The following is an 11,818-nucleotide window of genomic DNA, read 5'->3' as shown; positions in this document are numbered from 1 at the left end:
CCTAGGCCGGATCCCGCACGATGAGCGAAACCGCCATGGGGACGAGCACTTCCACCAGATCGCTCACCGGCGGGCGCGGCTCGGACAGCAGCCACTCGTGGGCCAGGCCGTTGATCGCGCCGATCAGGGCGCTGCCCGCGAGCTCGCCCGCGCCGCGCACGCGCGCGCCCGAACCGGCCAGCGGTTCCACCGCCAGATACAGGGTGGCGACCCAGGCGTGCCGCCGATCGCGCCGGTGCTGCTCCATGCGCTCGCTCACGCCGACCACCTCGACGAAGGCGACCTTGGCGCGGTGCGGGTCGGTGCCGATCGAGGCGAGGAAGGCCGAGAGGGCCCGCGTCACGGTGTCGGTCGGGTCCGGGTGCGGTCCCATGGCGCTCAGCGCCGTGGCCAGCGCGGCGCCGGCCTGGTCCTGGATCTGGTCGTATGCCGCGACCAGCACGTCCTCGCGGGTCTGGAACTCCTCGTAGAACTGGCGTTTGGACAGTCCGGCGGCCGCGCACACATCGGCCAGCGAACAGTTGGCGTAGCCGCGCTCACCGAAAATCTGGATGGCCGCGTCGAGGAAGCGCTGCCTGCGCTCGGCTTTTCGTTCGGTCACGGCGCGTCCGCCGTACTGCCTGCCTTCGATCGTCACTGTCGTTTCTCGATCGCCACGCCTGAAAGGTTACGGGTGCGGGCTCACGGATTCCGGTTCGCGGACCTCCGCAGCCGGTTCGCGGACGCGGCGTCAGCGTCGCGGACGCAAACCGTTCATCATGTGGGTGACCATCTCGTCGAAGAGACCGTCGGCCTCCTCGGCGTCGACCAGGCCCGACCCCATGATGGCGGCCAGCCCGTGCAGCGCGGCGACCGCCGACAGGCAGATGCGCCGCGCGTCGCCGGGCACCACCTCGCCGCTCGCCTGCGCGTCGGTGACCATTTCGATGGGCACGGTGAAGGCGCGGGCGGCGGCCTCGCCGATGGCCGGTGTCGGACTGTTCTTGCGCGCGAACATGAGTGCCAGCAGCGCCGGATTGTCGATGGCGAAGCGCAGGTAGGTGTGGGCCATGGCGCGCAGGCGCTCCAGGAAGGCGCCGGTGGCGGCGGCCTTCTCGAATCCGGCTCCGAGCCGCTCGAATCCGGCTACCGTGAGCGCGTCCAGCAGTGCCTGTTTGTCGCGGAAGTGCCGGCTGGGCGCGGCGTGGCTGACGCCGGTGTCGCGGGCGAGCTGCCGCAGCGACAGGCCGTCGACACCCGCGCCGCGCAGGGTCTCCTCGGCGCGCCGGAGTAGTTCGGCGCGCAGGTCCCCGTGGTGGTAGGACCGCGCGCGCTCCACCACCTCGCGGGCTTTGCGCTTGGCGATGCTCATGGTGAGAGCAGGATATCGGACACACTCGGGGATGTTGGCGTTGACTACTTTGTTGTCGCTGCCTACATTCGTCGCATGGCGAATGACAGTGCCTCCCCGACCGGCCCGGAGGCCACGGCGACCCCGGCGGCGACCCCGGCCCGGCGGGCCGTGCCGCTGCGCGGCTGGATCGGCCCGATGCTGGTGCTCACGCTGCTCGCGGCGCTGATCGGCACCATGTACCTCGGCTACACCTCCGACCCGGAGAAGAACCTGCACGACTTCCCGGTCGCCCTGGTCAATCAGGATGTGGGCGACGTGATGGACGGCAAGACCATCGATGTCGGCGACCAGATCACCGCCGCGCTGACCGAGCAGATTCCGAAGGACAAGATCGATCTGCGGTTGGTCGGCATCAATGACGCCCGCCAGCAGCTGAGCAACGGCCAGATCTACGGCGCCATCATCATTCCGAGCGACTTCACCAAGCGGCTGTCCATTCTGGCGGCGGCCTCGGTGGTCCCCGGCGACGTGGAGCGCCCGGTCATCACCGTGCAGACCAATCCGCGTGCGGGCACCTATGCGTCCTCGATCATGCAGCGCATCACCGATCGTGCTATGGCACAGGTCAATACGACCGTCGGTGCGCAGCTCACCGATCAGGTGAAGGCCAAGCTGGCGCCCAAGGCGGGTGCTCCCGCGACCGAATTGTCCGGCGCGGCACGGCTGCAGCTGGCCAAGCCCATCGACGTCGTGGTCAGTCCGTACCGGCCGCTGCCCGCGGGCACCGGCCAGGGCCTGTCGGCCTTCTTCTACACCCTCGTGCTGCTGTTCGCGGGCTTCAGCGGCGCCATGATCATCCACTCCATGATCGACAATGTGCTCGGCTTTGCCCCGGCCGAATACGGCCCGTGGTTCCGCGCGCCGGAGCCGGCGTCCATCAGCCGCTGGCGCACCCTGCTGGTGAAGTGGGCCGTCACCGTCATCACCGCGCCGGTCCTCTCGGGCATGTTCATGGGCATCGCGAGGATCTTCGGCATGCCGATCGACCAGCCGCTGCCGCTGTTCCTCTACGGCACGCTGGCCATCATCGCGGTGGGGGTGACCGGGCTGTCGGTGCTGGCGGCCTTCGGCACCGCCGGGCTGCTGATCAACATGATCGTCTTCGTGGTGCTGGGCCTGCCGTCCTCCTCGGGTTCGATTCCGGTGGAGGCGATTCCGCGCTGGATCGCGGCGCTGTCCAGCTTCGAGCCCATGCACCAGATCTACCTGTCGGTGCGTGCCATCCTGTTCTTCGACGGGCACCTGGAGGCGGGTCTGAGCACCGGTATCTGGATGACGGTGTTCGGGCTGACCGTGGGTCTGCTGCTGGGTGCGGTTGCCACCCACACCTACGACCTGCGCGGCCTGTCCCGGCTCGGCGTGGCCTATCAGCCCTGACCATCGTCCGCCACAGTGACTTTCGGCCCTGTTCGTTGTCGAGCTGTGACGGTGATACTGGCCCCGGGCACCGAATTACTCATCGCCGGGCGATGATTGTGGGGCGGTTCGATGGTGATGGCTTCGTCGCAGTTCGATCAGCTGACGGGACAGTTCCTGCGCGCCGTGCGTGATGCCGGCGGCGGCCTGAGCGCGGTGTGTACCGCGTGTGTGCGGGTGCTGCCGGTCCGGCGCGCGGCCATCGTGCTCGAGGAACGCGACGCCGGCATGCAACCCTGGTGTGCCAGTGACGGATTCGCCGAGCGGGTGGAGCGGGCGCAGGCCACCGCGGGGGAGGGGCCCGCGGTCTCGGCGGTGGCCGACGGGGTGCCGGTGGTGATCACCGATCTGAGCGCCGACTGCGAGCACTGGCCCGGGTTCGCCGAGGCGCTCTCGGGGGAGCCAGTGTCGGGTTCCCTGTTCGCAGTGCCCTTGCGACTGGGCACGATTCGGCTGGGCGCGGTGGATCTGTACCGCGATTCGGTCGGGCAGCCGGGGCCGCGACTGCTGTCGGCGGCGCTGCACATCGCGGATCTGGTCACCGCCAGCCTGGTGCTGGCCACCGGCGACGACGCCCGGCAGTGGGCACAGCCGTTGTCCAGCCGGTGGATTCACCAGGCGGCCGGGATGACCAGCGCCCGGCTCGGCATCGAGATCGCCGATGCCTATGCCCGCCTGCGGGGATACGCCTTCACCCATGGGCTTTCCCTGGTGGAGGTGGCACGGCGGGTGGTGGAGCGCGAGATTCGGATCGAAGCCGAATGAGCGCAACTGTTCCGCAGCACCCCGCCCGGCAAATACCATGAGCTGACGGCAAGAGCGGCACAGGAAGACTTTGATGGCGGGCGCCCCGGCGTTCGCCGAGGGGTGATCACGGTGTCCGACAGTGAGTTGCTGGTGGCGGTGCTGGCCAGGTTCGCGCGACTGCTACCGGCGGCAACCGAACTGCCCCATATTCTGGACGAATTGATGCACAGTGCCATCGATGTGCTGGAACCGGGCGGTGTGACGGTGGCGCTGTCCCCGAAACTGCGGGGTGACCGGTCGGAACTCTTCGGCGGCATCCCCGAGGAGCTGCTGGATCTCGAGGTCTGCCAGCGCGATCACGCCCGCGGGCCCGGCGTGGTCGCCCACGCCTGCGGCGCGTCGGTGACCGTCACCGATATCGGTAGCTACGGCGACATGTGGCCGGAGTACACGAGTCTGGCCGGGCGGCACCGGATTTCCTCGGTGGCCGCCGTCCCCATGCGCCTCGGCGACACCGAAGCCGGTGTGCTGAGCCTGTACTCGCGCGACCCGCGGCACTGGACCGGCAAGGACCTCTCGGTCGCCACCCTGCTGGCGGGCATGGCCACCGGCCACATCGTCACCGCCAACCTGGTACAGCGCCAGCAGCGGGTGACCGAGCAGCTACAGCACGCCCTCACCACCCGCATCGTGGTGGAACAGGCCAAGGGCGTGATCGCGCACGCCCACCACACCACCCCCGAAGCCGCCTTCGCGCTCATCCGCGCCCACGCGCGGCGCAATCGCGTCACCGTGCACGCGGTCGCCCACGGCATAGTCGAACTGGGCCTGCGGATTTGATCGGCGACGGATTCGCACACTTTGCCCGGAATTCCATCCCCGAAAATGGATCACGGCGGGAATAGGGTGGTCATGGAGTAGCCTGGTGAGTTGGCGGAACCGAAAGCCCCTGTCCCCGGCCGGTTTCCGTTCGCGGTTGGCGACCGTCCCAGTCCTCGACGGCTCGTTTCGGCAAGTCTGTGCTCGCTTTCCGTCGATCTGGGGGCAATCGTGAATTCCTCACGTGCACCGCAATATTCCGCTGCCCACCCGGCAACCCACTCGCATCCCAGCCCATCCGTCCGGCCCGCCGCGTCCCGATCCACCCGGCGCGGCAGTGAATTCGATCAACTCGTACGCCGGATCGGCGCGGGTGATCGGGACGCCTACGAGGAGCTCTACCGCCGCACCCGCGGCCTCATCTACTCCCGAGTCCTGAACATCCTGTGCGACACCGGATATGCCGAGGAAACCTGTCACGAGGTCTACCTGCAGGTCTGGCGCAGCGCCGCCGCCTTCGACCCGGCCCGCGGCAATGCCCTGACCTGGCTCACCACCCTGGCCCACCATCAGGCGGTGGACCGGGTGCGGCGCGAATGCAGTGCGGCCGGGCACGAACACCGCTGGGGCGTCTGCGATTACCGGCCCGCCATCGATGTGGTGGCCGAGGAGATCCTGCGCCGCCACGACGAGCGCGCCATCCGTCGCGGCCTGGCCACGCTCACCCCCTATCAGCGCGAATCGGTGGTGCTGGCCTTCTACGGCGGTCTCACCTACCCACAGGTCGCGGCGCAGCTGGGCATCGGGCTGCCGGCGGTCAAGGCACGCATCCGCTCGGCGCTGGCCCAGCTCAAAGTGTCACTGGCATAACCGGATACGGCGTACCGATCAGTGCGCGGCGGTGGCCTTGAAGCCGCGCGGGACCAGGATCACGGTGAGCACCGCGACCGTGCCCACCATGGCGGTCGAGATCCAGGAGGTGGTGGTGAGCGCGGCATCGTAGGCGTGCTGGGCGATGCGCAGCACTTCGTCACCGGTGGGCCCGCCGATCCTCTCGGCGATATGGGCCGCGCCGCCCACCGAGCCGCGCGCCTCGGCCAGATCGTCGCCCTGCAGTGGCAATCCGGTCATGTGGCCGGTGAACAGACGACCGTGAATGCTGCCCAGCAGCGCGACTCCCAGGCCGATACCCAGCTCGTAGTTGGTCTCCTCGACCGCGCCCGCCTGCCCGGCGCGCTCGGCCGGCACCGCCGATACCAGCACCGCGGCCGCGGTTGTGATGGCGATGCCGTCACCGATGCCCAGGCACACCAGCACCAGCGCGACAATCGGATAGGTGGTGTCCGGCACTGCCGCCAGCACCGCGAAACCCCCAGCCAGCGCGCTCAGCGCGACGCCCATCAGCGCGCGCACGCTCACGTGCTGCATGAGCCACGGGGTGGACAGCGAGCCGAACAGGGTGGCCAGCGCCGCGGGCAGCGTGCGTATGCCCGCTTGGGAGGGCGAGTAGCCGTGAATGTATTGCAGCCACAACGAGATCAGGAACAGTGCCGCACCGATGGCCAGCATGGCCAGCAGGGTGGCCAGCGCCGCCGCGGTGAACGCGCGATTGCGGAACAGCCGCACATCCAGCAGCGGATCCGGCGACTTCAGCTGCCGATAGGCGAACAGCCCCAGCAGGATCACCGAGGCGGCCATGATCACCAGATCGATCGGGGCCGGATTGCCCTTGGCCACATGCTTGATCCCCCACGCCAGCGCCACGACGCCCAGCACCGACAGCGCCGCGCTCGCCCAGTCCAGGCTGCCGTGCTGCGGCGCTTGGTATTCCGGCAGCAGCCACAGTCCGGCAGCCACCGTGATGATCACCACCGGCACGTTCAGCCAGAAGGCCGCCGACCATCCGAACGCCTCGACCAGGTGGCCGCCGACCAGCGGGCCGATGGCCGCGCCCGCACCGGCCACCGAGGCCCAGATGCCGATGGCCAGCGTGCGTTCCCGGTCATCGGTGAAGATATTGCGGATCAGCGAGAGGGTGGACGGCATCACCATGGCCCCGCCGACGCCCAGCAGCGCGCGGCCCGCGATGAGCTGCGCGGGCGCGTGCGCGGTCGCCGCCACCACCGAGGCCAGGCCGAAAAGCACGAAGCCGGACAGGAACAGCCGCTTGCGGCCGTAGCGGTCGCCGATCGCGCCGCAGGTGATGAGCAGGCCGCCCAGTACCAGGCCGTACAGGTCGACGATCCAGAGCTGTTCCATCGGAGTGGGCGCCATGTGATCGATGAGAGACGGCAGCGCGACATTGAGGATGGTCGCGTCCATCGCCACCAGTAGCAGACTCGCGCACAGCACGGCGAGCATGGCCCACCGGCTCGCCGGCGCGGGCGCCACCCGGTTCGCCAGATCGTCCGACTGTTCCCGGGGTGGGATGCGGCCCACGTCTTTCGCCTCCTCGGCTAGGCATAGGTCAAGCTGCTGGCAACAGCCTGGCTAAGCCTACCCGGGGTGCGCGGCTCACTTGTTCGCGTTCTGCTTCGCCAGCAGGTCGCGGATCTCGGTGAGGAGCTCCAGTTCGGTGGGATCGGCCTTCACCGCGGTGGGCTTGCTGAGCCGGTTCTTGATGGTGTTCATCGGGAGGATGAGCACGAAATAGAGGACCGCGGCCACACACAGGAAGTTGATGGCGGCGCTGATGATCGGACCGAGGGCGACGAAGGTGGACGGCTTGTCGGACAGGAGTTGGAAGCCCAGACCGTATTCCTTGTTGCCGCCGAGGGTGGCCAGCAGCGGCTCGATCACACCCTTGGTCACCGAGGTCACAATGGCGGTGAAGGCCGTGCCCATGACCACGGCCACCGCGAGATCGATGACGTTGCCTCTCATCAGGAAGTCTTTGAAGCCCTTGAGCATGATGCGCGCTTAATCCAATCCGAGACGTTTTCGTTATCTTCTGGATGGGAGTTTAAGGGCTGGTCGCGGTGTGGCGCGCACCTGGCACAGCCCCCTTGACGTGCATCACTCCGAACGGCCGGTCGGGGCTGGCGCACAATCGGCAACCCAACGGGGTCATCCGGAACGAACGAAGCGGCCGGATGAAAGCGAACAACCCCGGTTCCGGGCCGTGTGGCCCGGAACCGGGGTTGGGTGTGGAACTACTTTCCGCCGGCCCTGTTCTTGAGGGCGGTGACGATCTCGTTGACCGCGGCGAGCACGTCCTGGGCGGCGTGATCGAGGTTGGCGCGCACCGATTCCAGAGTGCTCTGGAGATCCTCGGGGGTGATCTTGTCGGCGAAGGCCTTCGCCATATCGGCGAGATCGGCGGCCGCGCTCTGTGCCCGGTCGGCCAGTTCGGCGGCGGCGCCGCTGGCCCGCTCGGCCAGCGCTCCCGCCGCTGATTCGGCTCGCTCTCTCAGGTCGGAGGCGGTGACCCCGAGGTCGGTGGTCAGATCGTCCGCGGTGGTGCGCAGGTCGTCGGTCAGGCGTTCGACCTTGTCATCGGAGTCGTCATCAGTGGGCATCGTCGTGGTTCCCTACTTCGATCCGCCGCTCAGGCATCGGAACCCTCCCTACGTCGGTCACGCTCGGGCAGTTACAGCCATCTTTCAGCAACCGATAGTAGTCCTCTTTCGGCGCGCCATCGGCACTCTTTCGGTGCGCGGTGGCCGGCACTTTCAGTGCACGGGACCCAGGACACGCTCGATGTACTCGTTCGCGAAGCGCCCTTTCGGGTCGAAGCGGCGGCGGACCTCGGCGAACTTGTCCCAGTCCGGGTAGCGCTCGCGCAGGGTCTCGGCGGTCTGGAAGTGGCGCTTGCCCCAGTGCGGGCGGCCGTTGTAGCGGTCGAAGACGCGTTCGCAGGCGCGGAAATACGGCTCGTAGTTCATGCCCTGGTACTGGTGCACGGCGATGTAGCAGGTCTCGCGGCCGCCGGCGGGGGAGAGGAAGGCGTCGTCGGGGGCGACCCAGCGCACCTCGATCGGCATCGGGGTGTCGAAATGCTTGGCCACCTCCTTGATCTCGCGGATGGCGTCGGCCGAATGCTCGCGTGGCAGTGCGTATTCCATCTCGGTGAAGCGGAACAGCCGGGGGCTGGCGAAGACCCGGTAGGAGCGCTCGACCTGGCGGCGGTAGCTGCCCGCGTAGGCGGCGCTGCGCTGGACCAGCGGGATCAGGCTCGGGCGGCGGCGGGTGAGCCGGCACAGCGCGTCGAAGGTGTAGTTGGTCATGAGGATGTCGGAGAACCAGTCCACGGCTCTGCCGCGCGGTTGCTCGGGCAGCTCGACCCGGTTGTTGCGCTTGGTCATTGCCAGCGGGCTGTGCGCGAACATGTAGAACTCGAAGTGCTCGTTGCCCTCGACGTAGCTGTCGAGATCGGCCAGCACCTCCTCGACCGGGACCGGCCGTTCGATGCCCTCGAGGACGAAGGACGGCACCATCTGCAGGGTCACGGCGGTGACCACGCCCAGCGCGCCCACGTTCACGCGGGCGGCGCGCCAGCCGTCGGGGTCGGTCTGCTCGTTGAGTTCGACCCGGCTGCCGTCGGCGAGCATGAGCTCGACGGAATGTAGTGCGGCCGAGAGGTTCTGCAGCTTGGATCCGGTTCCGTGGGTGCCGGTCGCGGTGGCGCCGGCGATGGACTGCACGTCGATGTCGCCGAGATTGGGGAAGGCCAGGCCCAGCGGGTGCAGCGCATCGCTGGCGGCATTGAGCGTGATGCCGGCTTCCGCCCGGACCAGCCCGGATTCGCGGTCCACGTTCAGGATCCGGTCCAGCTTGTTCAGGCGTAGGAGCGTGCCGTCGGTGAGCACGGTCTCGGTGAAGGAATGTCCCGATCCGGCGACCCGGACGGTGTGCCCGTTCGCTTCGGCCTGTGCGAGTACTGCCGCGACGTCCTCGGGCGAGCTCGGTTCGGCGATGGCCGCCGGGGTACAGCTCTGATCCCCGGCCCAGTTCACCCAAGAGTTGGTCATGCGACCAACTTTAAACCGCGAGTGTGATGCGCGCTACCGTTTGCGCGGGGTATATGCCGCGGCTTTGGCCCGCTCCACCTCGTCCTCGGTGAGCGGCGGCTGTGCCAGCGCCAGGCGGGGCACGCCGTCGCCGCGCACGCCGTTGAGGATCAGCGCCATATAGCGCTCCCAGACCTGCGGATTGACCGGCCGGGCGAATCCGGCGATGCCGTCGACCATGTTCACCATGGCGAAGAAGTCGCCCGCCTCGATGTCGGGCTGCAGCGCGCCCGCGTCCCTGGCGCGCTGGATGACCGCCTGCATGCCGGGCCGGATGTGATCCTTCATGGCGCAGAAGCGATCCATGCTGTCGTGCAATTCGAGGATGACCTCGCCGAAGCCGCGGTTGACCGCGACGTGCCGGCACGAGTACTCGAACAGGTCGACCAGGCCCTCCCAGGGGTCCGGATGGTGCAGTGCCACATCCACGGCCCCGGCGAGTTCGGTGACCATCTGGTCGAAGACCTCGGAGATGAGCTCCTGTTTGTTGGCGAAGCGGCGGTAGACCGTGCCGACGCCGACGCCGGCGCGCTCGGCTACATCGTCGAGGGTGACCTCCAGCCCGCGATCGGCGAACAACTCGCGGGCGGCCGCGATGATGCGCTGCTGATTGCGGGCGGCGTCCGCGCGCAGACGCCGAGGTGGGGGCGCGGTGGTGACGTGATTCACACCCTGATCCTAACAGCAATCGGGATTATCTGGAGGAGCTGTCTCCGTTTTGCTGGTAGCTTCTACCGGTAAGCGGAGACCGGTTCTCCACTAATCCTAGGGGACGAGGAAAACCACCATGACAACAGCTCTCGAGAAAGAGGTCGCGGCACCGGCCGCCGCATCGCGGCGTGGATCGCACGCGCTGCGCTGGTGGGTGCTCGCCGTACTCGGCGTCGCCCAGTTGATGGTCGTGCTGGACGCGACCGTCGTGAATATCGCGCTGCCGCACGCGCAGGCCGATCTGGGCTTCTCCAATGGCGATCGGCAGTGGGTGATCACCGGCTACGCGCTCGCATTCGGCAGCCTGCTGCTGCTGGGTGGACGGCTCTCCGATCTGTTCGGACGGCGCACCACCTTCATCACCGGCCTGGTTGGCTTCGCGGTCGCCTCGGCCGTCGGCGGCGCGGCCGGCAACTTCGAGGTGCTGGTCGGCTCCCGCGTCGCGCAGGGCGTGTTCGCCGCGCTGCTCGCGCCCGCCGCGCTCTCGCTGCTGACCGTCACCTTCACCGAACCCGCCGAGCGCGCAAAGGCCTTCGGTATCTTCGGCGCCATCGCCGGCGCCGGCGGCGCCCTGGGCCTGCTGCTGGGCGGCGCGCTCACCGAGTGGGCCTCGTGGCGCTGGGTGATGTACGTGAACCTGGTCTTCGCGGCCATCGCGCTGGTCGGCGCGGTACTGCTGCTGGCCGGGCACACCGCCACCGAGCGGCCCAAGCTGGATCTGCCCGGCACCCTGGCGGTGACCGCCGCACTGTTCGCCATCGTCTACGGCTTCTCGCACGCCGAGTCGGACGGCTGGACCAATGGCCTGACGCTGTCCTTCCTGATCGGCGGCGTGGTGCTGCTCGGCGTGTTCGCCTGGCTGGAACAGCGGGTCGCGCATCCGCTGCTGCCGCTGCGCGTGGTGCTGGACAAGACCCGCGGTGCGTCCTACGTCACGGTGTTCACCATCGGCATCGGCATGTTCGCCATGTTCCTGTTCCTCACCTACTACATGCAGCAGCAGCTGGGGTACTCGCCGATCCGCACCGGCGTGGCGTTCCTGCCCATGGTCGCCGGCATGGTGGCGGCCTCCACCACCGTGCCCGCCCTGCTGATTCCCCGGGTGGGCCCGAAGGTGACCGTGGTGAGCGGATTCCTGCTCGCCACAGTGGGAATGGTGCTGCTGACCCGCATCGGCGTGGACACCGGCTACGCGAGCCACATCCTGCCCAGCCTGGTCCTGATGGGCCTGGGTCTCGGGATGGCGATGTCGACGGCCTTCAGCGGCGCGACCTCGGGCGTGCACCACAGTGACGCCGGTGTCGCCTCGGCGATGGTGAACACCAGCCAGCAGGTCGGCGGTTCCATCGGCACCGCGCTGCTGAGCACCCTGGCCTCGACGGCCTTCGACAATTACGCGTCGAGCCACATGCCGCCGTCGGCGGCGGTGCTGGCCGAGGCCGCGGTGAAGAGCTACGCCACCACCTTCTGGTGGGCCGCAGCGATCTTCGTGGTCGGCGCGGTGGTCACCGGTCTGATCATGCCCAACAAGGTGCCGGTTCCGGCAGAGGGTGAACCCGTTCTGGCGCACTGAGTTCCGGACGTGGAAGCGGCCCCGCTCACGAAAGTGAGTGGGGCCGCTTCTTTTTCGGCTTACCGCGATCAGCGGCAGTTGGAGGGCGGGGCCAGGCCCGCGAACCGGTCGGACAGGTAGTCCACGGCGGTGGCGGCGCCGACCATGGTC

At 68.3% G+C, this 11,818-nt stretch carries 12 protein-coding genes; 5 read left to right on the top strand and 7 right to left on the bottom strand.

Translation table 11 applies throughout. The features are described 5' to 3' along the window. Position 1: 1 nt before the first annotated feature. Together ACFXHE_RS02970 and ACFXHE_RS02965 are read right to left on the bottom strand one after the other, a co-directional pair. Positions 2-601: a TetR/AcrR family transcriptional regulator gene (locus tag ACFXHE_RS02970; protein WP_379379195.1), complete on the bottom strand. Its 600-nt coding sequence runs from the start codon at positions 599-601 to the stop codon at positions 2-4. Between the two features lie 129 nt (positions 602-730). Further along, on the bottom strand, positions 731-1,351 hold the full coding sequence (locus ACFXHE_RS02965) for a TetR/AcrR family transcriptional regulator (RefSeq protein ID WP_379379193.1): 621 nt from the start codon (positions 1,349-1,351) through the stop codon (positions 731-733). A 75-nt stretch (positions 1,352-1,426) separates the two neighbouring features. Between ACFXHE_RS02965 and ACFXHE_RS02960 the strand changes: the two genes are divergently transcribed. The 4 genes from ACFXHE_RS02960 to ACFXHE_RS02945 all read left to right on the top strand — a co-directional run bounded on the left by ACFXHE_RS02960 (position 1,427) and on the right by ACFXHE_RS02945 (position 5,245). Further along, positions 1,427-2,770 carry a DUF3533 domain-containing protein gene (locus ACFXHE_RS02960; RefSeq protein WP_379379192.1) on the top strand — a complete coding sequence of 448 codons (1,344 nt, stop codon included), beginning with the start codon at positions 1,427-1,429 and terminating at the stop codon, positions 2,768-2,770. Positions 2,771-2,887: 117 nt separating this feature from the next. After that, a complete protein-coding gene (locus tag ACFXHE_RS02955) occupies positions 2,888-3,574 on the top strand; it encodes a GAF and ANTAR domain-containing protein (protein WP_379379190.1) in 687 nt (228 codons plus the stop codon). Positions 3,575-3,685: 111 nt separating this feature from the next. Beyond that, positions 3,686-4,396, top strand: coding sequence for an ANTAR domain-containing protein (locus ACFXHE_RS02950; RefSeq protein ID WP_379379188.1), 711 nt, complete (start codon positions 3,686-3,688; stop codon positions 4,394-4,396). A gap of 210 nt (positions 4,397-4,606) precedes the next feature. Further along, a complete protein-coding gene (locus ACFXHE_RS02945; RefSeq protein ID WP_379379186.1) occupies positions 4,607-5,245 on the top strand; it encodes a sigma-70 family RNA polymerase sigma factor in 639 nt (212 codons plus the stop codon). Between the two features lie 18 nt (positions 5,246-5,263). Here the strand turns inward: ACFXHE_RS02945 and ACFXHE_RS02940 are convergent, their stop codons facing one another. From ACFXHE_RS02940 to ACFXHE_RS02920, 5 genes are all read right to left on the bottom strand, one after another. Further along, a complete protein-coding gene (locus ACFXHE_RS02940; RefSeq protein WP_379379184.1) occupies positions 5,264-6,814 on the bottom strand; it encodes an MFS transporter in 1,551 nt (516 codons plus the stop codon). A gap of 75 nt (positions 6,815-6,889) precedes the next feature. Further along, positions 6,890-7,285: a large conductance mechanosensitive channel protein MscL gene (mscL, locus tag ACFXHE_RS02935; protein ID WP_379379182.1), complete on the bottom strand. Its 396-nt coding sequence runs from the start codon at positions 7,283-7,285 to the stop codon at positions 6,890-6,892. A gap of 242 nt (positions 7,286-7,527) precedes the next feature. Continuing rightward, a complete protein-coding gene (locus ACFXHE_RS02930) occupies positions 7,528-7,893 on the bottom strand; it encodes a hypothetical protein (RefSeq protein WP_354840665.1) in 366 nt (121 codons plus the stop codon). A gap of 153 nt (positions 7,894-8,046) precedes the next feature. After that, the gene (locus tag ACFXHE_RS02925) at positions 8,047-9,345 is read right to left on the bottom strand and encodes a D-arabinono-1,4-lactone oxidase (protein ID WP_379379179.1); all 1,299 of its coding nucleotides are present in this window, start codon (positions 9,343-9,345) and stop codon (positions 8,047-8,049) included. Positions 9,346-9,378: 33 nt separating this feature from the next. After that, positions 9,379-10,053, bottom strand: a complete 675-nt coding sequence (locus tag ACFXHE_RS02920) for a TetR/AcrR family transcriptional regulator (RefSeq protein WP_379379177.1) — start codon at positions 10,051-10,053, stop codon at positions 9,379-9,381. A gap of 118 nt (positions 10,054-10,171) precedes the next feature. On the opposite strand from ACFXHE_RS02920, the gene ACFXHE_RS02915 reads away from it, so the two are divergent. Beyond that, complete coding sequence (locus tag ACFXHE_RS02915; RefSeq protein ID WP_379379175.1) at positions 10,172-11,668, top strand: MFS transporter; 1,497 nt, start codon at positions 10,172-10,174, stop codon at positions 11,666-11,668. Positions 11,669-11,818 lie beyond the last annotated feature (150 nt).

It is taken from the genome of Nocardia sp. NPDC059229 (assembly GCF_042754165.1).
Taxonomy (GTDB): domain Bacteria; phylum Actinomycetota; class Actinomycetes; order Mycobacteriales; family Mycobacteriaceae; genus Nocardia.
This window is presented reverse-complemented; position numbering and strand designations above follow the sequence as displayed.

Coding starts and splice junctions, on each gene's coding strand:
- ACFXHE_RS02965 (WP_379379193.1), bottom strand. CDS start 1,351: ATGAGCATCGCCAAGCGCAAAGCCCGCGAGGTGGTGGAGCGCGCGCGG.
- ACFXHE_RS02930 (WP_354840665.1), bottom strand. CDS start 7,893: ATGCCCACTGATGACGACTCCGATGACAAGGTCGAACGCCTGACCGAC.
- ACFXHE_RS02955 (WP_379379190.1), top strand. CDS start 2,888: ATGGCTTCGTCGCAGTTCGATCAGCTGACGGGACAGTTCCTGCGCGCC.
- ACFXHE_RS02960 (WP_379379192.1), top strand. CDS start 1,427: ATGGCGAATGACAGTGCCTCCCCGACCGGCCCGGAGGCCACGGCGACC.
- ACFXHE_RS02925 (WP_379379179.1), bottom strand. CDS start 9,345: ATGACCAACTCTTGGGTGAACTGGGCCGGGGATCAGAGCTGTACCCCG.
- mscL (WP_379379182.1), bottom strand. CDS start 7,285: ATGCTCAAGGGCTTCAAAGACTTCCTGATGAGAGGCAACGTCATCGAT.
- ACFXHE_RS02915 (WP_379379175.1), top strand. CDS start 10,172: ATGACAACAGCTCTCGAGAAAGAGGTCGCGGCACCGGCCGCCGCATCG.